At 74.8% G+C, this 23,215-nt stretch carries 17 protein-coding genes and 1 pseudogene; 8 read left to right on the forward strand and 10 right to left on the reverse strand.

Annotated features, from left to right (window positions below; genetic code table 11):
- Positions 1-445: 445 nt before the first annotated feature.
- The gene (locus ACZ6S8_RS38365) at positions 446-895 is read left to right on the forward strand and encodes a PTS sugar transporter subunit IIA (RefSeq protein ID WP_383930662.1); all 450 of its coding nucleotides are present in this window, start codon (positions 446-448) and stop codon (positions 893-895) included.
- A 75-nt stretch (positions 896-970) separates the two neighbouring features.
- A complete protein-coding gene (gene ptsP / locus ACZ6S8_RS38370; RefSeq protein WP_469462899.1) occupies positions 971-2,641 on the forward strand; it encodes a phosphoenolpyruvate--protein phosphotransferase in 1,671 nt (556 codons plus the stop codon).
- A 94-nt stretch (positions 2,642-2,735) separates the two neighbouring features.
- Here the strand turns inward: ptsP and ACZ6S8_RS38375 are convergent, their stop codons facing one another.
- The gene (locus tag ACZ6S8_RS38375; protein ID WP_469462901.1) at positions 2,736-3,674 is read right to left on the reverse strand and encodes a hypothetical protein; all 939 of its coding nucleotides are present in this window, start codon (positions 3,672-3,674) and stop codon (positions 2,736-2,738) included.
- 63 nt (positions 3,675-3,737) lie between these two features.
- Entirely contained in the window at positions 3,738-5,720 is a 1,983-nt protein-coding gene (locus ACZ6S8_RS38380; protein ID WP_469462903.1) for an acetoacetate--CoA ligase, read from the reverse strand.
- Positions 5,721-5,943: 223 nt separating this feature from the next.
- Between ACZ6S8_RS38380 and ACZ6S8_RS38385 the strand changes: the two genes are divergently transcribed.
- Entirely contained in the window at positions 5,944-8,295 is a 2,352-nt protein-coding gene (locus ACZ6S8_RS38385) for a glycoside hydrolase family 31 protein (RefSeq protein WP_469462905.1), read from the forward strand.
- Between the two features lie 112 nt (positions 8,296-8,407).
- Here ACZ6S8_RS38385 and ACZ6S8_RS38390 read toward each other — a convergent pair whose 3' ends face one another.
- Positions 8,408-8,917: an NUDIX domain-containing protein gene (locus tag ACZ6S8_RS38390; protein WP_469462907.1), complete on the reverse strand. Its 510-nt coding sequence runs from the start codon at positions 8,915-8,917 to the stop codon at positions 8,408-8,410.
- Between the two features lie 23 nt (positions 8,918-8,940).
- Between ACZ6S8_RS38390 and ACZ6S8_RS38395 the strand changes: the two genes are divergently transcribed.
- From ACZ6S8_RS38395 to ACZ6S8_RS38410, 4 genes are all read left to right on the forward strand, one after another.
- Positions 8,941-9,720, forward strand: coding sequence for a M15 family metallopeptidase (locus tag ACZ6S8_RS38395; protein ID WP_469462909.1), 780 nt, complete (start codon positions 8,941-8,943; stop codon positions 9,718-9,720).
- 13 nt (positions 9,721-9,733) lie between these two features.
- Positions 9,734-10,072, forward strand: coding sequence for an Mpo1-like protein (locus ACZ6S8_RS38400; RefSeq protein WP_469462911.1), 339 nt, complete (start codon positions 9,734-9,736; stop codon positions 10,070-10,072).
- Positions 10,073-10,135: 63 nt separating this feature from the next.
- On the forward strand, positions 10,136-10,651 hold the full coding sequence (locus ACZ6S8_RS38405; protein WP_469462913.1) for a Zn-ribbon domain-containing OB-fold protein: 516 nt from the start codon (positions 10,136-10,138) through the stop codon (positions 10,649-10,651).
- Positions 10,648-11,847 (forward strand): lipid-transfer protein, encoded by a 1,200-nt coding sequence (locus tag ACZ6S8_RS38410; protein ID WP_469462915.1) that lies wholly within the window; start codon positions 10,648-10,650, stop codon positions 11,845-11,847. Before ACZ6S8_RS38405 ends, ACZ6S8_RS38410 begins: the two co-directional genes overlap by 4 nt.
- Before the next feature lie 197 nt (positions 11,848-12,044).
- Here the strand turns inward: ACZ6S8_RS38410 and ACZ6S8_RS38415 are convergent, their stop codons facing one another.
- The 4 genes from ACZ6S8_RS38415 to ACZ6S8_RS38430 are packed head-to-tail and all read right to left on the reverse strand — an operon-like array spanning position 12,045 to position 16,350.
- A complete protein-coding gene (locus ACZ6S8_RS38415; RefSeq protein ID WP_469462917.1) occupies positions 12,045-12,671 on the reverse strand; it encodes a GTP-binding protein in 627 nt (208 codons plus the stop codon).
- Positions 12,652-13,095: a DUF742 domain-containing protein gene (locus ACZ6S8_RS38420; RefSeq protein ID WP_469462918.1), complete on the reverse strand. Its 444-nt coding sequence runs from the start codon at positions 13,093-13,095 to the stop codon at positions 12,652-12,654. Before ACZ6S8_RS38420 ends, ACZ6S8_RS38415 begins: the two co-directional genes overlap by 20 nt.
- A gap of 10 nt (positions 13,096-13,105) precedes the next feature.
- Positions 13,106-13,543: a roadblock/LC7 domain-containing protein gene (locus tag ACZ6S8_RS38425; RefSeq protein WP_267722980.1), complete on the reverse strand. Its 438-nt coding sequence runs from the start codon at positions 13,541-13,543 to the stop codon at positions 13,106-13,108.
- Positions 13,540-16,350: a nitrate- and nitrite sensing domain-containing protein gene (locus ACZ6S8_RS38430; RefSeq protein ID WP_469462920.1), complete on the reverse strand. Its 2,811-nt coding sequence runs from the start codon at positions 16,348-16,350 to the stop codon at positions 13,540-13,542. Before ACZ6S8_RS38430 ends, ACZ6S8_RS38425 begins: the two co-directional genes overlap by 4 nt.
- A gap of 421 nt (positions 16,351-16,771) precedes the next feature.
- Between ACZ6S8_RS38430 and ACZ6S8_RS38435 the strand changes: the two genes are divergently transcribed.
- Positions 16,772-17,209, forward strand: coding sequence for a hypothetical protein (locus ACZ6S8_RS38435; RefSeq protein WP_469462921.1), 438 nt, complete (start codon positions 16,772-16,774; stop codon positions 17,207-17,209).
- Between the two features lie 74 nt (positions 17,210-17,283).
- Here the strand turns inward: ACZ6S8_RS38435 and ACZ6S8_RS38440 are convergent, their stop codons facing one another.
- The 3 genes and pseudogenes from ACZ6S8_RS38440 to ACZ6S8_RS38450 all read right to left on the reverse strand — a co-directional run.
- The gene (locus tag ACZ6S8_RS38440) at positions 17,284-21,951 is read right to left on the reverse strand and encodes a coiled-coil domain-containing protein (RefSeq protein WP_469462922.1); all 4,668 of its coding nucleotides are present in this window, start codon (positions 21,949-21,951) and stop codon (positions 17,284-17,286) included.
- A gap of 68 nt (positions 21,952-22,019) precedes the next feature.
- Complete coding sequence (locus ACZ6S8_RS38445; RefSeq protein WP_469462924.1) at positions 22,020-22,934, reverse strand: hypothetical protein; 915 nt, start codon at positions 22,932-22,934, stop codon at positions 22,020-22,022.
- Positions 22,931-23,215 (reverse strand): annotated as a pseudogene (locus tag ACZ6S8_RS38450) (hypothetical protein); the annotation flags it as partial. The pseudogene ACZ6S8_RS38450 and the gene ACZ6S8_RS38445, both read right to left, overlap by 4 nt.

Raw genomic sequence — 23,215 nt, forward strand, 5'->3', positions numbered from 1 at the left:
CAGACTCTTTCGTGTCCGATTCCCGGTCGAAGCGGGATTTGCTTTCCAGGTATTCGCTTTCGCGTTTCCCTTTCCGGCGATTCCGACTCTATCAGCGATTCGCCGTCCCTCTGACCGCTTCTCCATCGCGCCAAAAAGGCATGCGGAAATAGGGTCGAGTTCAAGATCGATACTGAAGAGGAGGGTTCCCGTCCATGAGACGTTCGTGAAAAATTCACACGGTGCGTCCCGGCAGGAGTCACGACAGTACAGGTCTGCCGGTGTCCAGGCAAATCGTTTCAGGCGTATGGTCTAGTCCACTAGTCTCCGTGCCAAAGGACCAGCCCGGATCAGGACCAACATCGGGCGAACCCGAACATCTTGTGACTTATCCTTCTCTAGAGTACGCCGTTCGCAACAGGTAGTGACGGCGACACGAAGAAGCCCCACCCCTGGGAGGCCCCTCATGACCAGCGTGACGTCCCCACTTGCCGGGAATGCCATCGGACTCGCGGCAGTGCCCGATCCGGTGTTCTCCGGCGCGATGGTGGGACCCGGCACCGCCATCGACCCCGTGCGCGAGCCCTCGGAGGCGGTGTCCCCCGTAGACGGGGTGGTCGTCTCCCTGCACCCGCACGCGTACGTGGTCGTGGACGGCGAGGGCCACGGCGTCCTCACCCACCTCGGGATCGACACCGTCCAGCTCAACGGCGAGGGCTTCGAGCTGCTCGTCAACAAGGGCGACACGGTGACCCGCGGGCAGGCCGTCATCCGCTGGAACCCCGCCGCGGTCGAGGCCGCGGGCAAGTCCCCCGTGTGCCCCGTCGTCGCCCTCGAGGCGACCCCGGACGCCCTGTCGGACGTCGTCGAGTCCGGCGACGTGAAGGCCAGCGACGTTCTCTTCAGCTGGCAGTGACGCACCCGCCTGCGAAGGCGAGTCGGACATCCACCGCGGCGGCCGAGCGCCCGCCGCCCTACCGGAGACGGTGAAATGGAGACAACGCTGCGAGGCGTCGGCGTGAGCCACGGTGTGGCGATCGGCGAGGTTCGGCACATGGGTACGGCGGTTCTCGAACCGCCGGCCAAGCAGATCACCGCGGACGAGGCGGAGCGCGAACAGGGGCGCGCCCGTCAGGCCGTGGAGGCTGTATCGGCCGACCTGATCGCGCGCGGCCAGCTGGCCGGTGGCGAGGCCCAGCACGTGCTCGAGGCACAGGCGATGATCGCCACGGACCCCGAGCTGATGGCGGACGTCGACCGGCGGATCGCCGTCGGCAGCACCGCCGAGCGCGGGATCTACGACGCGTTCGCCTCCTACCGCGACCTGCTCGCGGGAGCCGGCGAGTACATGGCCGGGCGGGTCGCCGACCTGGACGACGTACGGAACCGGATCGTGGCGCGCCTGCTGGGCGTGCCCATGCCGGGTGTCCCGGACAGCGACGAGCCGTACGTACTGATCGCGCGGGACCTGGCCCCCGCCGACACCGCGCTGCTCGACCCGGCCCTGGTGCTGGGGTTCGTGACCGAGGAGGGCGGGCCGACCAGCCACAGTGCCATCCTCGCCCGGGCACTGGGCGTGCCGGCGATCGTGGCGCTCCCGGGCGCCGGCGAACTCGCCGAGGGCACCCTCATCGCGGTCGACGGGAGCACGGGCGACCTGTTCGTGGACCCGACGCCGGAGAAGCGTGCCGAGCTGGAGGCCGCCGCCGCCGAGCGCAAGGCCGCCCTCACCGCGTCCTCCGGTCCGGGCGCGACCTCGGACGGCCACAAGGTGCCGCTGCTGGCGAACGTCGGCGGACCGGCGGACGTGCCGGCCGCGGTCGAGGCCGGCGCCGAGGGCGTGGGCCTGTTCCGCACCGAGTTCCTGTTCCTGGACGACAGCAAGAAGGCTCCGTCCGAGGAGAAGCAGATCGAGTCGTACCGCAAGGTGCTCGAGGCCTTCCCCGAGGGCCGCGTGGTGGTGCGGGTGCTGGACGCCGGCGCCGACAAGCCGCTGGACTTCCTCACCCCGGCGGACGAGCCGAACCCGGCGCTGGGCGTGCGCGGCCTGCGCTCGCTCCTGGACCACCCGGAGGTGCTGCGCACGCAGCTGACCGCGCTGGCCAAGGCGTCCGAGGGCCTGCCCGTCCACCTCGAGGTCATGGCCCCGATGGTGGCGGACCGGACCGACGCCAAGGCGTTCGCGGACGCGTGCCGCGAGGCCGGGCTGCAGGCGAAGTTCGGCGCGATGGTGGAGATCCCCTCCGCCGCGCTCCGGGCGCGCTCGATCCTGCGGGAGGTCGAGTTCCTCTCGCTGGGCACGAACGACCTCGCGCAGTACGCGTTCGCCGCCGACCGTCAGGTCGGCGCCGTCTCGCGGCTCCAGGACCCGTGGCAGCCGGCGCTGCTCGACCTGATCGCCATGTCGGCCGACGCCGCCAAGGCCGAGGGCAAGAGCTGCGGCGTCTGCGGTGAGGCGGCGGCCGACCCGCTGCTGGCCTGTGTGCTGACGGGCCTGGGTGTCACCTCCCTGTCGATGGGCGCCGCCTCGATTCCGTACGTGCGGGCGACGCTCGCCAAGCACACGCTGGCGCAGTGCGAGCGGGCCGCTGCCGCGGCGCGTGCGTGCGACACCGCCGAGGAGGCCCGCGTGGCCGCCCAGGCGGTGCTCTCCGGCGAGTAGCCGCCGGGAGCAGTGAGGATGTGAGGGGCCTTCGCCGGTGGCGGGGGCCCCTCGGTCCGTCCCCGGCCGTTCCCCTCCGGGGCCGGGGCCCGGCTCAGTGGTGCGGGGAGGGGAGGTCCACTTCGTAGCCCGGGCAGTATTCGACGCCCGGCTCGGGGGCGACGGGATCTCCGGTGTCGGCGTCGGTGCAGTAGGCGTTGAAGACGGCCGCCGCGGACAGTGCGGTCAGCCGGCCGCGGTCCAGGCGCCAGCCGTGGACCCGGTCGCCGCGGTCCTCGCGCGAGCTGCGCAGGACCAGTCCCCCGGGGCCGCCGAGGGCGAGTCCGGCCGCCAGGACCGTCACGAAGTCGAGGCCCTCCCGGGTCTCGATGCGGGGTGGGGCGCCCGCTTCGGCGCTCACGTCTGCGTGCAGGACCGCGACGAGCTGTTCCGTCGCGGTGGGGACGCTGCAGACGAAGTGGTGGTGGCCGGGACCGGCGCCGGCCAGGAGTCGTTTGAGGGCTTCGGCCGCGCGGTCGAAGGAGGCGTTGCCGATGTCCTCGCCGCAGTCCGCGCAGGTGCCCACCCCGGCGAGGAGGGTGGTCGCGTACTCCCAGGTGGCCTGGCGGACGGCCTCGTCCACGAGGAGCGGGACCAGTTCGTCGATGGGCTGGCCGCGGTAGGGAAGGCCGGCGCCGCTGCCCGCGAGTTCCGCGGTGAAGCGGGTGCGGGCGTCGGCCGTGTCGGGGTCGAGGCCCTGCTCCGCGCAGTGCTCGGCGTACTCCTCGGGGTCGAAGAGGGCGACGGTCGTGTGGATGCCCTGGGCCGCGAGGGACCGGAGCAGGTCCTCGACGTGGCTCAGGTAGTCCTGGTGGTCGTCGAAGGTGAAGCTGCGGTAGCCGCGCATGGCCGCGAAGTCCCCGGCGTCGGCGAGGAGGCCGACCGTGCTGGGGGCTTCGCGGCGCAGCGTGCGGCGCCTGCTGGTGCTGCGGGTCGTGCGGCTGGTGGCGGTGCGCCGGGTGCGGTGGCTTCCGGTGTCGTCCTTCGGTGGCATGGCTCCCCCTGAGTGGCACGGTCGATTGCTCACTCAGCGTAATCATGACCACTGACAGTGACGTCAGCCGTGGGGGCGGGTGCGGGCCAGTTCCTCGTAGAAGGAGAGGAGGTCGAGGTTGTCGACGGAGCCCGGGTTGACGGCCTTGGCCAGGGGGGCGCCCTGGAGGAGGCGCTTGACCGGTACCTCGATGCGCTTTCCGGTCAGCGTGTGGGGGATGCCCGGGACCTCGATGATCTCGTCGGGAACGTGGCGCGGCGAGAGTTCCTCGCGGATCGTCGCCTTGATCCGGGCGCGCAGGTCGTCGTCGAGGGAGGCGCCGGGGACCAGGTGGACGAAGAGCGGCATCCAGTAGCCCCCGTTCGGCTCCTCCAGGCCGATGACGAGGGACTCCTTGATCTCGGGGAGGCGTTCGACGGCCTCGTAGATGTCGGCGGAGCCCATCCGCACGCCCTGGCGGTTGAGGGTGGAGTCGGAGCGGCCGTGGATCACGACCGAGCCGTGGTCGGTGAGGGTGATCCAGTCCCCGTGGCGCCAGGTGCCGGGGAACATCTCGAAGTAGCTGTCGCGGTAGCGGCTGCCGTCGGGGTCGTTCCAGAAGCGGATCGGCATGGACGGCATGGGGTTGGTGACGACGAGTTCGCCGACCTCGCCGATGACGGGCTTGCCGGAGGGGTCCCAGGCCTGGAGGTCCGTACCGAGGCAGGCGGCCTGGAGCTCCCCGATGTGCACCGGGAGCGTGGGGACGGCGCCGGCGAAGCAGCTGCAGACGTCGGTGCCGCCGCTGACGGAGGCGATCCAGAGGTCCTCGGCGACCTCGTCGTGGAGCCAGCGGAACCCGTCCGGCGGCAGCGGGGAGCCGGTGGTGGCGACGCACTTCACGGCGGAGAGGTCGAAGTCCCGGGAGGGGTGGACCTCCGCCTTGCGGCAGGCCATGACGTACGCGGCGGAGGTGCCGTACAGCGTCGCCCCGGTCCGCTCGGCGATGCGCCACTGGGCGCCGGTGTCGGGGTAGCCGGGGCTGCCGTCGTACAGGACGACGGTCGTGCCCGTCAGCAGGCCGGAGACGAGGAAGTTCCACATCATCCAGCCCGTGGAGGTGTACCAGAAGAACCGGTCCTCCGGGCCGAGGTCGCAGTGCAGGCCGAGCTGCTTGAGGTGTTCGAGGAGGATGCCGCCCTGGGACTGGACGATGGCCTTGGGGAGGCCGGTCGTACCGGAGGAGTAGAGGACCCAGAGGGGATGGTCGAACGGGACCGGCTCGAAGACCGGCGCGGTGTCGGCCGCGGTCAGGTCGGACCAGGCGAGGGCTCCTTCCGGAGCCTCTGTGCCCAGGACCGGGATGTGGACGACGGCGCGCAGGGAGGGGAGCTCGGCCCGGAGCTCGGCGACGGTCTCGCGGCGGTCGTGCTCCTTGCCGCCGTAGCGGTAGCCGTCCACGGCGAAGAGGACGACGGGCTCGACCTGCTGGAAGCGGTCCAGCACGCTGCGGGCACCGAAGTCGGGGGCGCAGGAGGTCCAGACGCCTCCGACGGCGGCGGTCGCGAGGAGGGCGATCACGGATTCGGCGATGTTGGGGAGGTAGCCGCTGACCCGGTCGCCGGGGCGTACGCCGAGGGCGCGCAGTTCGGCGGCGAGCGATCCCACCCGGCGGCGGAGCTCGGCCCAGGTGACGGGGGCGGGCTCGTGGGTCTCGTCCACGCACAGCAGTGCGGCGTCCCCGGCGCGGGCCGGGTCCTCGGCGGCGCGCAGGGCGTGCTCGGCGTAGTTGAGGGTGGCGCCGGCGAACCAGCGCGCGCCGGGCATGGAGCGGTCGGCGAGGACGGATTCGTACGGGGTGGTGAAGCGGACCTCGAACCACTCGGCGACGGCCTGCCAGAAGGTGTCCAGCTCGTCGACGGACCAGCTGTGCAGGGCGGGGTAGCCGCCGTCGGCGGGGGCTCCGAACCGGTCGGCGGCCCAGGCCTGGAAGGCGGTGATCCGGGCCGCCGCGATCCGGTCGGGGCCCGGGGCCCAGAGGGGTTCCGGCTGCGTGGCTGAGGTCATGGGTCGGCTCCCGGTCAATTCTGCGGCTCGCGCTTCGTGTGCGTACGGTGCCATCGCGCGGGGGGTGTGCGCGCGGCGGCTCACTGGGACGATGCCATGTGATCGACATCCGCACCAGAGGCGTCCCGTACGGTCGCGCGCGGCCGGCCGCAGGTGCCGCTGCCGGGTGAACGGCAGCTGAACGCGGTCTCCCCGGCCGGGGCCCGGTGGCAGGGTGATCCGCATGAACGGTCGCGATCTGGTGCGTGCGGTGAAGGACCTCGGTACGGAGCGCGGACGGCGCGCCTGGCGCTCGGCCTGGCGCCATCGGCGCACGGACGCGGTGGGGCTCCCGCGCCGGGGCGCGGAGCGGGCGCGCGTGCCGGGGCTGCTGACGGGTACGGAGCCGCGGCCGGGCGGCGGCGTGCTGCGCTTCGCGCGCTCGGAGCTGCTGGTGCGGGTGACCTCGGGCGGCGCCGTGTTCTGGGGCTGGGACGGGGCCGCGCCGACGCCGTCGTACGCGGTGGTCGGCGACGGGCCGGAGCCCGATCCGCGGGCCGTGCTGGAGCCGGACACCGAGGGCGGCTGGCGGGTGGTGTCGGAGCGGGTGACGGTCGCGGTGTCCCGGCACGGGGCGGTGGAGGTGCGCACGCCCGGCGGGACGGTGCTGCGGCGGGACCTGCCGCCGCGCTGGTGGGAGCCGGTGGACCCGGCGCGGGGCGGGGCCCGCTGGTCGCAGCGCAGCGAGGTGGGGGCGGACGCGCGGTTCTTCGGGCTGGGCGGGCGGGCGGCGGGGCCCCGGCTGCGGGACGGGACGTACCGGCTGTGGAACACCGATCCGAAGGGGGGCTTCGGGCCGGGCACCGATCCGCTGTACCTGACCATGCCGGTGCAGCTGGTGGTCGCCGACGCGGGGACGCACCTGGTGTTCCACGACAACTCCTGGGACGGGCGCGTGGTGTTGCGCGAGGGCGAGGAGGGTGCGGGCTCGGGGGCGGACCGCCCGGGGTCGAGCGAACTGCGCGCGGAGGGCGGGCCGCTGCGGTGCTGGGTGCTCGTGGGCACGCCGGCGCGGGTGCTGCAGGGCTGGTCGGGGCTGACGGGTCCCGCGGCGGTGCCTCCGGAGTGGGCGCTCGGCTACCAGCACGCGCGCTGGGGCTTCGGGAGCGCGGCGGAGGTCCGCCGGGTGGTGGACGGGTACGCGGCGCGCGGCATGGCGCTGTCGGCCGTGCACCTGGACATCGACCACTACGACGGGCACCGCGTCTTCACGGTGGACGAGGGCCGGTTCCCCGATCTGCCCGGGCTCGCGGGGGAGTTGCGCGCGCGGGACGTGCGACTGGTGTCGATCGTCGACCCCGCGGTGCGGGTCGGGGGCGCGGTGCACGCGTCGGGGCTCGCGGTGGGGACGGGCGGCGCGTTCGTACGGGACGCACGGGGCACGGAGGTGCGCGGGGAGGTGTGGCCGGGCGAGTGCGCGTACCCGGACTTCACCGATCCGGCGGTGCGGGAGTGGTGGGGCGGGCTGTACGAGGAGCGGCTGCGCCAGGGGTTCGCCGGCTTCTGGCACGACATGAACGAACCGGTGTCCTTCGCGCCGTTCGGCGACAACACGCTCCCCCGCTCCGCGCGGCACGCGATGGACGGCGCGGGCGGCGACCACCGTGCCGGGCACAACGTGTACGGCCTCGGGATGGCGCGGGCCGGCTGGGAGGGCCTGGTGCGGCTGCGGCCGGACGAGCGGCCGTTCCTCTTCTCCCGGTCCGGCTGGGCGGGGATGCAGAGGTACGGGGGGTCGTGGTCCGGTGACGTGGAGAGCAGCTGGGAGGGGCTGCGCGCCTCCTTGGCCCTGGTGCTGGGGCTCGGGCTGTGCGGGGTGCCGTACTCGGGCCCGGACGTCGGGGGCTTCGGCGGCTCCCCCTCCCCCGAGCTGTACGTGCGCTGGCTCCAGCTGGGGGCGTACCTGCCGCTGTTCCGCACGCACTCGGCGATCTGGGCGGGGCGGCGGGAGCCGTGGGAGTTCGGTCCGGAGGCGCAGGAGCAGGCCCGCGGGGTGATGGCGGAACGCGAGCGGCTGCGGCCGTACTTCGTGACGCTGGCCCACCTGGCCCGCCGGACCGGGGCCCCGTACGTGCGGCCGCTGTGGTGGGGGGCTCCGGAGGAGCGGTCGCTGCGGGACTGCGAGGACGCCTTCCTGCTGGGCGACGCCCTGCTGGTCGCCCCGGTGCTGGAGTGCGGGGCGGACCGGCGGGCCGTGCGGCTGCCGCGCGGCCGGTGGTACGACACCGCGACCGGGACGGCGTACGAGGGCCCGGGCCAGGTGCTGCTGGACGCCCCGCAGGGCCGGATCCCTGTCCTGGCCCGCGCGGGGGCGGTGCTCCCGGTCCGGGACCCGTCCGGTGGCGGCGGGGTGGCACTGGAGGCGTGGGCTCCGGCGCGGGGGCGGACGGGCGGCGGGCTGGTGGTGCGGGAGGCGGGGCCGGGCTTCGCGGCGGGCGGGATCGAGCGGTACACCGTGCGGTGGGCGGGGGACGAGGTGGTGGTGGAGGACGAGGCGGGCGCGCGGGTTCCGGGCGTGACGGTGCGCGGGCTGTAGGACGGTGTGCGGGGGGGCGGTGTGCGGGAGGGGGTGCCGCCCCGTGGAGGTGCGCCACCCCGCGGAAGTACGCCGCCCCGCGGGGGTCAGCCGGCTCCGGGCCCGGCCGGGTTCAGGCGTACCGGCCCGCGGACCACGAGGCCGCGGCCCGGGTGTGCAGGGGGAAGGCCAGGTCCGACGGCTCCCGCAGGACGTGCCAGCCCGTGGTCTCGTCCGTGGCGACCGACGCGGGCAGGGAGGACACCGGACGGGGCGGGAGCAGGCCGAAGAGGAGCAGGTGGCCGGCCGGGGAGCTGAGGGCGTCGGCCAGGGCGACGTCCCCGGCGGGGGCCTCGATGCCGGTCTCCTCGCGGAGTTCGCGGACGACCGCGTCACGCCAGTCCTCGCCGAAGTCGATGAAGCCGCCCGGGAGGGCGATGCCGCCGAGGGCGGGTTCGATGGTGCGGGTGATGACCACGAGGCCGGTGCCGTCCTCGTCCTCGACGGGGAGGAGCACCACGGCGACCGGGAACGGGTTGCGGTAGGCGGTGACGCCGCACGACGGGCAGGTGCGGGGCCAGGCGTCGGTGTCGAACGGTGTTCCGCAGGTGGAGCAGTGCGAGTCCCTCAGCTGTGCCGGCATCCCGCGATGGTATGCCAAGCGGTATGAGGACGGCGGCTGTTGTGATCGGTGTGGGACTGTTGGCCGCGCTGGGTGCGCCGGCGCCCGGGGCGAGGGCGCCGGAGGCGGTGGTGGCGCCCGGGGCGGTGGTGGCGGCGCCGTGGGCCACCGCGGCGGCAGCCCCGGCCCGCGGATCGGCGCCGCCCGGGTTCGCGGCCCTGGCGCACGTGGATCCGACGGTCCGGCAGGACATGCGGTACGCGACCGCCCGCAACTTCACCGGCCGCCGGGTCGACGGGTACCGCGAACCGGCATGCCTGCTCGAGCGCCCCGCCGCGGAGGCACTGCGGCGCGCGCAGCGCGAGCTGCTGCCGCGCGGTCTCTCCCTGAAGGTCTACGACTGCTACCGGCCGCAGCGCGCCGTGGACCGGTTCGTCCGGTGGGCCGGAGACCTCGCCGACCAGGGGACCAAGGCCGCGTACTACCCGGACGTCGACAAGGAGCGGCTGATTCCCGACGGCTACATCGCCGAGCGGTCGGGGCACTCCCGCGGGAGCACCGTCGACGTCACCCTCGTCGACGCCGCGTCGGGGCGGGAACGGGACATGGGGACCGCGTTCGACCACTTCGGGCCGCCGTCCCACACCGACGGTCCGGCGGCGCCGCCCGCCGCCCGCGCGAACCGCCGGCTCCTGCTGGGCGTCCTGGGCGCGCAGGGCTTCGTCAACCTGCCCGAGGAGTGGTGGCACTTCACGCACCGGCCCGAGGCGTTCCCCGATACGTACTTCGACTTCCCCGTGTCTGTCGCCGCCGTCCTGCCGTGACTACCGTGCCCCCATGACGTTCCGTTCGTACGAGGAGTTCTGGCCCTACTACGTCGCCATGCACGCGCGGGCCGCCACCCGCTGGGTGCATCTCACCGGCACGCTCACCGGACTCGCCCTCACCCTCTACGGGGTGGCCCGGGGGCGGAAGCGGTATCTCGCCGCCCTCCCCCTGGTCGGGTACGGGACCGCGTGGCCGGCGCACTTCCTGATCGAGAAGAACAATCCCGCGACCTTCGGGCACCCGGGGTGGTCGCTCCGCGGGGACGCGCAGATGATCCGGATGATGCTCGCCGGACGGGACGCGGAGCTGGCGGAGATCGCGCAGAAGTGGCTCGCCGAGAACCGGTGACCCGGAAGGCCTCCCGTGGCAAACTCCTGACGATGCGTCAGAAACACTGACACGGGAGGAATCTTGGCACGCACGCGCACCCCCGTCGTGAGCGGTTGGTTCACCGAGGACGCCCCGGGCCCGGAACCCGGGGCCGAATCCGAGGCCGGAGCCGAGGCCGGAGCCGGGGCCGGATCCGCCGGCGCCTTCCGGCTGCTCGGAACCCGCTGCTCCGCCTGTACCGCGGTGTTCTTCCCCCGCGAGGACGCCTTCTGCCGCAACCCCCGCTGCCCCGGCGACGGCGTCCTCGCCGAGGTGCCCCTCTCGCCCCGCGGCCGGGTCTGGTCGTACACCGACGGGCGCTACCGGCCGCCGGCGCCGTACGTGTCCGATCCCGCCGTGCCCTGGGAGCCGTACACCCTGGTCGCGGTGGAGCTGGAGGCCGAGGGGATCGTCGTGCTCGGGCAGGCGGTGCCCGCGGTCGGCGTCGGTGACCTGGCGGTCGGCATGGAGGTCGAGGTGGTCGGCGGGGTGCTCGGCGAGGACGCCGGCACCACCTGGACGACCTGGCGGTTCAGGCCCGTGGGAGGCGCGTCGTGAGCGCCGCCGACATCGCCGTGCTGGGAGCCGGCATGCACCCCTGGGGCAAGTGGGGCCGCAGCTTCGTCGAGTACGGGCGGGCCGCCGCCCGGGCCGCGCTCGCCGACGCCGGCCTCGACTGGACGGACGTGCAGTCCATCGTCGGCGCCGACACCGTCCGCTCCGGGTACCCGGGCTACGTGGCCGGCGCCACCTTCGCCCGTGCGCTGGGCTGGCAGGGCGCCCGGGTGACCAGTGTCTACGCCGCCTGCGCCTCGGGGGCGCAGGCCATCGGGGCGGCCCGGGCGCAGATCCTGGCGGGGCTGGCGGACGTGGTGCTCGTGGTGGGCGCCGACGCGGCGCCCAAGGGGTTCTTCGCACCGGCCGGGGGCGAACGGCCCGATGATCCCGACTGGCTGCGGTTCCGCGTGCTGGGCGCCACCAACCCGGCGTACTTCGCGCTGTACGCCCGCCGCCGGATGGCCGTCCACGGGGACACCCCGGAGGACTTCGCCCAGGTCAAGGTGAAGAACGCGGCGGCCGGGCTGCTGAACCCGAACGCCCGCTACCGCAAGGCCGTGACCGTGGAGGAGGTGGCCGCCTCGGCGGTGGTCGCCGATCCGCTGCGGCTGCTCGACATCTGCGCCACCTCCGACGGCGGCGCGGCGCTCGTGCTGTCCAGCACGGACTTCGCGCGCTCGCGCGGGGTCGCCGACCCGGTGCGCATCCGGGCGGTGTCGACGGTGACGCCCACCTATCCGCGGACGGTGCTGGACCTCCCGGACATCGCCACCGACTCGACGGCGGGGGCGGGGGTCGAGCCGGCGGCGGGCTCCTTCCGCGCCTCGATCGCGCGGGCGGCGTACGAGGAGGCGGGGCTCGGTCCGGAGGACCTCTCGCTCGCCGAGGTGTACGACCTCTCCACCGCCCTGGAACTGGAGTGGTACGAGGACATCGGGCTCTGCGGGGAGGGCGAGGGCGCCAAGCTCCTGCGGGAGGGGGCGACGGCCCTGGGCGGGCGCGTGCCGGTCAACACGAGCGGCGGGCTGGCCTCCTTCGGCGAGGCGGTGCCGGCGCAGGCCATCGCCCAGGTCTGCGAGCTGACCTGGCAGTTGCGCGGGACGGCCGGTGCGCGGCAGGTTCCGGGGGCGCGGGCCGGGATCACCGCGAACCAGGGGCTGTTCGGGCACGGCTCGGCGGTGATCGCGGTGCGCTGAGCGGATTCCGGGGTCGGCGATCGGGCCTCGCAGGGGGTCCGGTCAGCGGTTTCCCGCGGGTGTGGTGCGCGTACTTGACGGCCCCCGGCGGCGGGTTCACACTCGCTCCACGGTCCCGCGCCGCACTCCGGGCGCCGAATCCCCCACGAGAGCTGCGGCCCGTACCCCAGTCGGCGGGGGTACGGGCCGCGTCCGTGTCAGGCGCCGGCCGAGAGGCTCCGGCGGCGGGCGCGGGCCAGCGACATCGCGTGTTCCACGACCCCCACGAGGACGTCCTTCACGGACTCCCGGTCGCGGGCGTCGCACAGCAGCACCGGCACGCCCGGGTCGAGGTCGAGCGCCTCCCGCACGGTCACCACGGGGTAGTGGTCCGCGTCGTCGAAGCAGTTGACGGCGACGACGAACGGGATCTCGCGGCGTTCGAAGTAGTCGACGGCGGCGAAGCAGTCGGCGAGGCGGCGGGTGTCCGCGAGGACCACCGCGCCCAGCGACCCCTGGGCCAGTTCGTCCCACAGGAACCAGAACCGGTCCTGGCCGGGAGTCCCGAACAGGTACAGCACCAGGTCCTCGCGCAGCGTGATGCGACCGAAGTCCATCGCCACGGTGGTCGTGCTCTTGCCCTCCACTCCCTTGATGTCGTCGATACCGATGCCCGGTTCCGAGAGTTGTTCCTCGGTCCGCAGCGGTCTGATCTCGCTTACCGCACTGACCAGGGTGGTTTTGCCCACCCCGAAGCCGCCCGCGACCAGGATCTTCAGGGTCAGCGGCTCGACCGGTGACACGGCGTGCATGGCACCGGTGCGGCTAGAGCGCCCGAAGGCCATCGATCACCTCACGCAGAATGGATTCATCGGGTAGTTCGGCCGGAGGTACCGGCCTGGTCACGTGGACCAGTTCGTCGTCGACGAGGTCGCCGATCAGGACCCGCACGACCCCGATCGCGAGGTCGAGGTCGGCCGCCAGTTCGGCGACCGACTGCGGGCGGCCCCGGCACAGCCCCAGGATGCGGGCGTGTTCCGGGGCCAGGGTCATCTCCCAGACCGGGTCGTCGGCCGCGGATTCGGCGACGACGAGCGCGATCAGGTCGAGGCGGTGCTGGCCCGCGTGGCTGGTCCGGCCGCGGGTCATCGCGTACGGGCGTACGACGGGGCCCGCGTCGTCGTCGAACCAGTGCGGGTGGTCCGGGGCGGCGGGCCCCTCCCCGGACGGGGTGCGGGCAGGGTGTGGCTCCTGGCCTGGATCGCTCATGCCGTACGTCTCACCCTCCGGCTGGCAGCCCGGTGCGCGGGGCGGTCGCCAGGTGGTCGCCCACTCGCTTGACCATGAGCGTCATCTCGTACGCGACCTGCCCGACGTCGGACTCGGCGTCGGCGAGGACGGCCAGGCAGCTGCCGTCGCCGGCCGCCATCACGAACAGGAAGGCCTCGTCCAGCTCGACGACGGTCTGGCGGACCCTGCCGGACTCGAAGTGCCGGCCGACGCCCTTGGCCAGGCTGTGGAATCCGGAGGCCACCGCCGCCAGGTGCTCGCTGTCCTCGCGGGTCAGGTCCCGGGAAGTGCCGGTGGGCAGGCCGTCGCCGGAGAGGACGACCGCCTTGCGGATGGATCCGACCTTGTCCACGAGCTCGTCGAGGAGCCAGTTGAGCGGGCCGGAGCCGCGGCTCCTGCTGTCGTTTCCGGTCTGCGGTGCGGTCATCGACCGTCCCCTTCGTTCTCGTGCGCGGGACCGGTGGCGGCGGAGGTGCCTGCCCCGGTCTCGGACTGCGTCCGTGCCTGCTGGTCGCGGCCCGCGGTCCAGCCGCGCTGGAGCGCGGACATGCGCATGCGCACCTCCTCCGCGTCCCGGTCGTCCGCGCCGTGGTCGGCGGGGTCCGGGGCGGGGGCGGCCGCGCGGGAGTTCTTCAGCTGCGGGGCCAGGTTGGCCTGGCGCACCCGGCGGGGCAGCAGGCCGCTGCCGCCCGGGGCGGGTGCGGGCGCGCCGGTCCCGGTGGCGGGGGCCGGCGGCGGGACGGCGGCCACCGGGCGCGGCTCGACGCGGCGGCCGTGGTCCGCCACCAGCGTCGGGGCGGGGCGGCGGCGCGGCAGCGGCACCGTCCCCTGGCCGCCGCGGGGGCCGTCGGGGCGGGTGGCCTCCGGGCGGGGGCCGTCGGGCCGGGCGCTGTCGAGGCGGACCGGTCCGGTGGGGGCGAGGGGTTCGCGCTCGCCGTTGCGGGGGCCGGCGCCCCGGTCGGGCCGCCGGTCGGGGTGGCGGTCGGCGTACCGCGGCTCGGGGTGCCGGTCCGCGGACGGACGGTCGCCCGGGCGCAGGCCGAGCAGGGCGCTGCGCGGGAGGCCGTTCGGCGGGGTCTCGTCGTCCAGGGTGGCCATGGCGGGGCGGCCGTCGACGCCGGTGATCCCGGGGGTGGTGCCGTCCACGACGGCGGGGTCGTCGAGGCCGTCGAGGCCGAGCACGCCCAGCGGCGCCTCCAGCTCGACGGGCCCGCGCAGGTCCGCCGGGGGCAGGGCGCGCCCGGACGGGGCCCGCCCGACGGCGGGGGCGTTGCGCTCGGACGGGATCACGCCGGGCCGGCCCGGCTTGCCCGGCTTTCCGGCCATGCCGGCGCCGACGCCGGCGTTCAGCCGGATGCCGGTGCCGTTGGTGTCGGGGGCCTCGGTCAGCAGGGCGTCGGGGAGGAAGACCACGGCGGTGGTGCCCCCGTACGGGCTGTGCTGGAGGACGACCTTGACGGCGTGGCGCTGCGCGAGGCGGCTGACGACGAACAGGCCGAGGCGGTCGGTGTCGGACAGCTCGAACTCGGGGGTCTCGGCGAGCCGGAGGTTCGCGTCGAGGAGCGCGTCCGGGTTCATTCCGAGGCCGCGGTCGTGGATCTCCAGGGTGAAGCCGTTGGCGACGCGCTCGCCGTGCACCTGGACGGCGGTGTGCGGCGGGGAGAACACCGTGGCGTTCTCCAGGAGTTCGGCAACGAGGTGGGTCACGTCCGCGACGGCGGGCCCGGCGATGCCCAGGCGCGGGAGCCGCCGCACCTCGATGCGCTCGTAGTCCTCGACCTCGGCGACGGCGGCCCGTACGACGTCCATCAGCTGGACGGGCTTGCGCCACTGGCGGGAGGGTGCGGCGCCGGAGAGGATCACCAGGCCCTCGGCGTGGCGGCGCATGCGGGTGGTCATGTGGTCGAGGCGGAAGAGGTCGGCGAGCTCCTCGGTGTCCTCGGTGCGGCGCTCCATGGTGTCGAGGAGGGTCAGCTGGCGGTGCAGGAGCACCTGGTTGCGGCGGGCGAGGTTGACGAACACCTCGGAGACTCCGCGGCGCAGCTCCGCCTGCTTGACCGCGGCTTCGACGGCGGCGCGCTGGAGGGTGTTGAGGGCCTGGCCGACCTGGCCGACCTCGTCCCTCTCGTACTCCAGCCGGGGCGCCTCGGTCTCCACGTCGACGTGCTCGCCGGCGGCGAGGCGGCGCATGACGCCGGGCAGGCGGACGCCGGAGGCCTCGTGGGCCTCCTTGCGGAGCCGGGACAGGTCGCGGATCAGCTCGCGGCCGATGCGCACGGACAGGACCAGGGACACGATCAGCGCGATGAAGCCGAGGATGCCGGCGACGGCGGCCTGGACCAGGACGTCCATGGCGACGGGCTCGACGCGCTTCTGGTAGCGGTCCCCGGCCTCGGTGCCCATGATCGCGAGGTCGTCGAGGACCTTGGTGGCCGCGGCGTCCCACTGGGCGGCGGTGCTGCTGCGGGGGTTCTTGACCGCCCCGGCGCTGAGGAAGCGTTCCTCCGCGTCGCGCAGGACCTTGGTGTCGGTGCCGGCCCAGTAGCGCTCGAAGCGCTCGCGGTCGGCGGGCGGGAGGATCGCGAGGTTGAAGTCGTAGAGCAGCGTGCGGTTCGCGGCGAGGTCGGAGACGCGGCGGACGTCGGCGGCGCTGACGCTGCGGGCGGCGAAGGCGGAGGCCACGAGGGCGTCCTCGCGGGAGAGCGCCTCTCGGGCCCGGGTGATGCCGACGAGGGCGCGGCCCTGCTTGTCCATCTCGACGTTCTCCAGCGCGTGGAGGTTCATCAGGAACTCGTAGCAGGGGTCGACGAGGCGGTTGTAGAACTCCAGGGCCTGGGCGGTGTCGAGGGTGTTCTGGTCGACGGAGCGGCGGATGCCGTCGATGCCGTGGAAGGCGGCGAGGATCGAGCGCAGGCGCTGGCCGTTCTGGGCGCTCAGCTCGTCGGTGACCTCGGGGTCGCGGGCGCTCGCCCGTATCTCGGCGATGACCTCGTCGGTGGCCGCGCGGCGCTTGGCGAGCTCGGCCGTGGCGGTGGAGGCGCGGGGGTCGCCGATGACGACGAGGGTCTGGCGGCGCTCCTTCTGGACGGCGCGGGCCACGTCCTCGATCGGATAGCCGACCTTGTCGATGACGTACGCGACGTCGAGCAGCTGGACGGCCTGGCGGCCGGTGATGACCGTGGCGAAGCCCCAGAGGGCGGTCAGGGAGACGAGCGGCACAAGGAGCAACGCCACGATCTTCCGGCGGATGGATTTCCCGCGAAAGCGCATGGCCTCCCCAGCCTCCCCCAGCTCAACCCCGTTACGGGGAGTCGGTGTTCCGTCATTTAAACGGCGTGAGCCTACTACTGCCGGGCGACAGCTTCGAAGGCGTGTCCGGACGTTTTCGGCCTGACCTCTGGATGAAGATCACGAGTTGTCCGATACTTCCGGTCAAGAGTGGTGCGATATGCGGCAGATGACACCTGGTGGGGCGTCAGTCCCCGCAATCGGATGGATGGCTGGAATTGTTCGTTCCGCAATCAGCGGGGTCGTGGGGGCGTCCGCGATGCGGGAATCTCTCGATCGTGCCGGACGTCTTCTGTTCGAGTGGACGCGTGGGGGTAGACGTGAGGGAGCGGGCGGGGCGGACCGCGCGGCGGGGAGTGGGCGGACCATGAGCAGGTACGAGGGGAGAACCGTGGGCGGCGGCAGGGAGGTCCGGTCGCGCGGACTGTGGGTGGAGGAGCCGGCGCGCAAGCCGCGGATGCCGGATCCGGTGCGGACGTCGGCGGTGCGGGCGGTGCTGATCGTGGCCGTGACGCTGACCCAGGCGACGGTCACGTTCTTCCTCACGCTGACCGGCTCCTGGCTGGCGTTCCCGCTGGCGCTCTGCGCCATCGCGGGGACCATCGTGGCCACGTGGGGCGTGCTGGACGTGTGGATCACCCGGCAGATGTGGAACCAGCGGTACGGGGTCGTCTCCGAGCCGAGCAGCACGGCACGGCGCCGGCGCCGGGAGGCCCGCAGGGCCGAGCGCGCGGCCGCGCGCGAGCCGGGCCCGGGGCGCGTGTCCCGCGAGGACGGCCCCCTGACGGCCTTCGGGCGCCGCTAGGGGATGCCCGGCGGCACCGGGGGTCCAGCCGCTCCGGGGGTCCGGCCGCTCCGGCGGGCGCCGGCCCCCCGGGCTCAGCTGCGGCGGAACATGCGCGTGGCCGTGATCTCGCCGTGGACGGCCTCCCCGTCCGGCGACTGCTGCGGCAGGCCCGGCCGGAGGTGCTCCTCGACGCTGATGTACTTCAGGCCCGCCCGCAGGTCGGCATCGTTGCGCAGCCGGATGACCAGCGGGAACTCGGCGAGCGCCGTGGTGTCGAACAGCCCGGTGGTGTACAGCAGCTGGACGCCGAGCGCGTCCGAGACGGCCCGCTGCAGCTCCAGCAGGTACGTGGCGTTCGCGCGTCCGATCGGGTTGTCGAGGAACAGCGTGCCCGCGTGGCGGTGCTTGTCCCGGCCGCGGTCGTTGCTGCGCAGCGCGGCCATCGTGCAGTACAGCGCGATCGCCGCGGTCAGCAGCTGTCCGCCGGAGAACACGTCGCCCATCTGGCCGACCGGGACCCGCTCGGCGCGCAGCACCGCGTCGGGCTTGAGGATCTCGACGGAGATCCCCTTGGGCTCCAGCGCCGCCTGGACGCCCCGCAGCAGCAGCGACATGCCGTCGCGGCGGCCCTCGCCGAAGGAGGCGGTGCTGTTCTTCTTCACGGCCGCGCGCGTGGCCTCGTCGATGACCTCGCCGAGCCGTTCGGTGAGGGTGGCCTGGTCGGGCTCCTCGAAGCGGATGCGCAGGAACTCCTGGCCCGACCACTCCCCCAGTCCCTCGGGGAGCTGGGAGAGCCGCTGGGCGGAGCGGAGGGTGGCCAGGGCCGACTCGACCAGGCCGCGCAGCCGGTCGACGATGCTGTCCCGGTTGCGTTCCAGCTGGGCGAGCTCGTCGGTGAGGACGCGCAGCCGGGGCGCGAAGGCGGTGGCCCAGGAGGCCGCGTGCTCGGGCAGGGCGGAGGCGGGCAGTTCGCGGATCTGCTGGCGCGCGGGGGTGCGCACCTGCTCGTAGCGGGTGGCGTTGGCGTGGCGGACCAGGATGTCGCTCGCCTCCCGTACGGCGGACTCGGCGGCCGAGAGGTCGCCCGCGCAGGCGCGCAGGGAGCGGCGGGCCTCGGTCGCCGACTGGCGGGCCTCCTCCAGGGTGCCGCGGTGGGGGGCGGGTTCCTGGTCGTCGTCCGGGTGGGTGTGGTCGCGCAGGAGGTCGCGCAGCAGGGCGGCCGTCTCGTCGAAGCCGCCGGCGCCGTCCTCGGCGGTGCGGTGGGAGCGCAGCAGGTCCGCGTGGGCGGACCGGGCGCCTTCCACGGCGGCGGTGTGGGCGGCGAGCTGGGCGGTGGCCGTGCGCAGCAGGGCCTGGGCCTGCTCGACGTCGACGGGGATCAGGTCCTCGGACAGTTCGGTGTGGGCCCCGCCCTCGGCCGGGGCGTGCCGCTCGGCCTCGCCGCGCAGCCGGCCGAGCTGCTCGCTCGCGGTGGACGCGCGCGTCTCCAGCATCTGTACGAGGGCTTCGGCGCGGGCGGCGGCGGCCTGGCGGGAGGGCCCGTCCGCGCCGTCGGTGCCTTCGAGGAGCTGGGCGGCGCGGGTGCGGACCTTGTTGGTGAGGCGGTCGAGTTCGGCGAGGGCGGCGCTCTCGTCGCTCTCGGCGCGGGCCTGCTCGGCGCGCAGGTCGGCGCCGACGCCGACCTTCTCGTAGAGCTGGGAGGCGGCCCGGTAGGCCTCGCGGAGGTCGGGCAGCGGCGCTTTCGGCGTGCCGTCGTCCTGCGGGAGGGGGTCGGGGGCGCCGGCGATCTCGGCGCGTTCGGCCCGCAGCGCGCGGGCGGTGCGGCGGGCGTCGTCGGCGGCGCGCTGGGTGGCGCGGCGGTCCTCGTCGGCGGCGCGGGCGCGGTCGAGGCAGGCTTCGGCGCGCGCCTCGGACTCGGCGGCCTCGTCGGTGAGTTCGCGGACCCTGGCCTGCCAGCCGACGCGCTCGCGCAGCCGGTAGGCGAGTCCGGCCAGGGCGTCGGCGACGCGGCGGGCGCGCTGGGCGGTGTCCTGGCGCTCGTCCCGTACGCGGACGGCGTCGGCGGCGGCCTCGTCGGCCTCGGCGCGTACGGTGCGGGCCTCCGCGAGCTCGGCGTCGGTCTCCTCGGCGAACGTCCGGGCGGCCTCGGCCTGTCGGGCGAGTTCGGCGAGGCGGCCGGGCGGGCAGCCGGTGCGCCAGGAGTTCAGCCGGGCGGCGAGCTCGCGGTCCCCGGAGAGGCGGGCGGCGAGGTCGCGGATCTCGGTGTCGCGGGCGGTGGCGCGGGTGCGCAGCGCCTGGCGCTCCTCGTCGGCGGCGTGTTCGTCGTGCATGGCCGGGTTCGGCGGGACGAGGAAGACGGCCGTGTCGGTGTCGCCGGCCGGGGGCACGGGGGCGAGCAGGGCGGCGGCCGTGCCGACGGCGACGGTGGAGCGGGGCAGCAGGGCCGCCTGCGACAGGACCTCGCGGGCGCGGCTGTGCGTGTCGGGGTCGGTGATGACGACGCCGTCGACGAGCTCGGGGCGGGCGGCGAGGACGGCGGCGTGGTCGGCCGGGTCCACGGACTGGGCGAGGTAGCGCCAGCCGGGCAGGGCGGGGATGCCGTGTTCGCCGAGGTATTCGACGGTGGCGAGGACGTCGGGGCCGGGGGGCAGCAGCCCGCCGTCGCCGAGGGCGCCGAGGATGCGGGAGTCGTCGGCGGCGGCGGTGCGCAGGTCGAACAGCTGGCGTTCGGCGGCGGCGACGGCTCCGGTCAGCAGGTCGCGCAGGTCGTCGGCGCCCCGGTCGAGGTCCTCGGCGGTGAGGCCGCTGCCCGCTCCGGCCGGCGCCGTACGGGAGGCGGCGGCCGCGGCGCCGACATGCTCCGCGGCGTCGCGCGGTCCGGGCACCCCCGGGTCGTCGGCCGACGGGTCCGCGCCCGTGGGCAGGCCCAGGAGGTCGGCCAGGCGCGGGGCTTCGGCGAGGACGGCGGCCGTGCGGTGCTCGGCGGCGTGGGCGTTCTCGGCGGCGTCGGCCGCGTCGGCGGCGCGGGCGGCGGTCAGTTCGGCGCGGGACTCGACGGCGGCGGCGTCGCGGGCGGCCTCGGAGGCGGTACGGGCGGCCTCGCGGGCCTCGTCCCAGGCGGCCACCGCGGACGTCTCGGCGTCGGTGGCGGCGAGTGCGGCGCGGGCCGGGTCCGCGTCGGGGGCGGTGTCGTCGAGCCAGCCGGCGCGCACGGCTTCTGCGGTCTCCTCCTGGACCTCGCCGAGGCGGGCCCGCAGGTGCTCGGCCTCGCTGCGGGCGCGCTGGGCGGCGGTGGCGGCGGCGGTGGCGTCGCGGTGTGCGGCCTCGCCGGTGGCCTGGAGCTCGGCGGAGCGCTCCTCCTCCTCGTTGGCGAGGCTCTCGCCGTGCTCGGCGGCCGTGTGCAGGGCCCGTACGAGCTCACCGGCGGCGGTGGCCCGGGCGGCGAGCGCGGGGGCGGCGTCCCGCTCGGCCTCCAGGATCGCGGACGCCACGCGGGCGGAGCGGTCGGCGGCGGCGCGGTGGCGCAGGACGTTCTCGGCGGCCTGCCAGGCGGCGTGCAGGGTGCGGGCCTCGATGAGTTCGCGGCGCTGGGCGGCGGCGGCCTTGTCGGCGACGGTCAGCGCCAGTGAGGCGTGCCGGTAGGCGAGTTCGGCGGAGACGGCGGCGCTGCGGGAGCGGGCCGATTCGGCGGCGGTGACCTCGTGGGCGGCGCCGGTGACCCGCTGGGCGAGGTCGGCGGCGCGGCCGCGCTCCTCGCCGGCGCGGGCGGACAGCCGCCGGGCGAGGGTGCGCGTACGGCGTTCGGCGCCGGCGTGGACGTCGCGCAGCCGGGAGCGGGTCTCGGCGGCCTCGACGATGCGGGTGAGCAGGTCCACGGAGCCGGCGGTGAACTCGCGTTCGGCCATGAGCTCGGCGCGGCGGCCCAGCTTGTTGCCGAAGCCGTGGACGAGGTCGGCGAGGCCGTCCGTGTCGCGGGTGTCGGTGACGGCGCGCAGCAGCAGGTCGGTGAAGTCGGAGTCCTTCTTGACCGCGAAGAGACCGGCGGCCTCGCCCTCGTCGGCGTTCATCTCGCGCTGGTAGCGGAAGAGTTCGGGGTCGAGGCCGAGGTCGGTGAGGTGCTCGTTCCAGCGGTCGTGGATCTCCTCGAAGCAGACTTCGAGGTGCGGGTAGGCCTTGCCGGCCTCGGTGAGGGCGTCGCGGAAGCCCTTCATGGTGCGCCGGCGGCCCTGGGCCCCGGAGACGCCTTCGACGGGCGGGCGCACGGAGGTGGCCTCGGCGACCGGGAGGTTGTCGAGGCTGAGGCCGGGGCCGGGGCGGAAGGAGTACCAGGCCTCGGCGAACTTGCGGGGGTCGTTGGAGACCTGGCGGCCGCGCCACTCGCTGACCTTGCCGACGACGACGCACTCGCCGGTCTGGGTGTGCTGCCACTCCAGGGCCACGTGTCCGCAGTCGTCGGCGAGGAGGAACTTGCGCAGGACGCCGGAGCTGGCGCCGCCGAGGGTGTTGCGGTGGCCGGGGAGCATCACGGAGAAGATCAGCTTGAGGAGGACGGACTTGCCGCCGCCGTTCTCCAGGAAGAGCACGCCGGCGGGCGCGGGGCGGCGCGGCGGGCCGGTGGGCTCCTCCTCGAAGAACTCCGCCTGGGCGGGCGCCGGGTGGGGCACCGGCTCGCCGACTCCGCGCAGGTCGAGCACGGTGTCGGCGTAGCGCGCGCCGGCGGGCCCGATGGAGTAGAGGCGGATCCGGGACAGCTCGTACATGGCGGCGGACTCTCGTGGTCTCTCGTGGGTCGTACGGAGGGCGGGGGGTGCGCGGGGGGCTGCGCGGCTCAGGCGTGGAAGGGGAGTCCGGCGTCGGCGGCGAGTTCCAGGTCGTCGCCCTCGGGCGGCGGCAGGAGGGTGGCGGAGCCGTCGCTGACGGGGACCACGCCCAGTTCCAGGAGCTCGGCCATGGCCGCGCTGCCCGCCATGTCGCGGACCTGGAGCTGGTAGCGGGGGGTGGTGCGGTAGGTGCCTCCGGAGTCGTCGCCGGTGCGCTGGAGGAATCCGGAGTCGGTGAGGAAGGCGGCGGCCTTGCCGACGATCCCGGTGGTGGAGCCGGCGAGGCGGCGGGCGTCCTTGGTGGCGCCGGTGGAGCTGCGGCGGGCGTAGACGCGCCAGGCGGCCTCCAGGCCGGGGGCGTCGGTCGCCGGGTCGGTGTTCTCGCCGAGTTCCTCGGCTCGCTCCTCCAGGCGGCGGCAGGTCTGCCGGACGAAGGCGTCGACGCCGTTGACGGTGATGCGGCCGATGTAGCCGTCGTCGGCGAGGTCCTCGGGGCGGGGGAAGGCGAGGGCGGCGACGGCGAGGTGGGCGAGGCCGTGCAGGAACCGGTCGGCCGAGTCGGCGGCGGTGCGGCGCGCGTAGTCGCCCATCCGGACGGCGAAGACGGAGTCCTCGTCGGCGGCGACGGCCATGCCGGCCCGCGGGGACACCTCCAGCACCACCAGGCCGAGGCCGGTGGCGATGGCGTCGGCCAGGCGGCCGAAGCCGGGGTCCTCGCGGTAGCGGCGGAGCAGCTCGGCGTACTCGGCGTCACGGGCGGGCAGCAGCTTCGGCTGCAGCCCGAAGGAGACGAGCCGGGCGGCGTCGGCCGCGTCGGCGGGGGTGACGGCGGGCGCGTGCGCGTGCGCGGGCGCGGGCGCGACGGGAGCCGACGGCGCGTCGGGCTCGCTCCACGCGGGGTGCTCGGCGTGGTGGTCGCTCACTGGTACGTCTCCTCGGCGGTGCGGTGGGCGGCGGAGCCGCCGGGGGCGGTACGGGTGCGGTGGGCGGCGGAGCAGCCAGGGGCGGTACGGGTGCGGTGGGCGGCGGAGCAGCCAGGGGCGGTACGGGTGCGGTGGGCGGCGGAGCAGCCAGGGGCGGTACGGGTGCGGTGGGCGGCGGAGCCGCCAGGGGCGGTACGGGTGCGGTGGGCGGCGGAGCAGCCAGGGGCGGTACGGGTGCGGTGGGCGGCGGAGCAGCCAGGGGCGGTACGGGTGCGGTGGGC

This window comes from Streptomyces sp. NPDC048461, assembly GCF_055587105.1.

Bases quoted from the DNA above. Each gene is read 5' to 3' on its own strand.
- ACZ6S8_RS38385 (WP_469462905.1), top strand. From the start codon at position 5,944: ATGAACGGTCGCGATCTGGTGCGTGCGGTGAAGGACCTCGGTACGGAG.
- ACZ6S8_RS38395 (WP_469462909.1), top strand. From the start codon at position 8,941: ATGAGGACGGCGGCTGTTGTGATCGGTGTGGGACTGTTGGCCGCGCTG.
- ACZ6S8_RS38415 (WP_469462917.1), bottom strand. From the start codon at position 12,671: ATGGCCTTCGGGCGCTCTAGCCGCACCGGTGCCATGCACGCCGTGTCA.
- ACZ6S8_RS38390 (WP_469462907.1), bottom strand. From the start codon at position 8,917: ATGCCGGCACAGCTGAGGGACTCGCACTGCTCCACCTGCGGAACACCG.
- ACZ6S8_RS38440 (WP_469462922.1), bottom strand. From the start codon at position 21,951: ATGTACGAGCTGTCCCGGATCCGCCTCTACTCCATCGGGCCCGCCGGC.
- ptsP (WP_469462899.1), top strand. From the start codon at position 971: ATGGAGACAACGCTGCGAGGCGTCGGCGTGAGCCACGGTGTGGCGATC.
- ACZ6S8_RS38425 (WP_267722980.1), bottom strand. From the start codon at position 13,543: ATGACCGCACCGCAGACCGGAAACGACAGCAGGAGCCGCGGCTCCGGC.
- ACZ6S8_RS38435 (WP_469462921.1), top strand. From the start codon at position 16,772: ATGAGCAGGTACGAGGGGAGAACCGTGGGCGGCGGCAGGGAGGTCCGG.
- ACZ6S8_RS38380 (WP_469462903.1), bottom strand. From the start codon at position 5,720: ATGACCTCAGCCACGCAGCCGGAACCCCTCTGGGCCCCGGGCCCCGAC.
- ACZ6S8_RS38400 (WP_469462911.1), top strand. From the start codon at position 9,734: ATGACGTTCCGTTCGTACGAGGAGTTCTGGCCCTACTACGTCGCCATG.
- ACZ6S8_RS38365 (WP_383930662.1), top strand. From the start codon at position 446: ATGACCAGCGTGACGTCCCCACTTGCCGGGAATGCCATCGGACTCGCG.
- ACZ6S8_RS38420 (WP_469462918.1), bottom strand. From the start codon at position 13,095: ATGAGCGATCCAGGCCAGGAGCCACACCCTGCCCGCACCCCGTCCGGG.
- ACZ6S8_RS38375 (WP_469462901.1), bottom strand. From the start codon at position 3,674: ATGCCACCGAAGGACGACACCGGAAGCCACCGCACCCGGCGCACCGCC.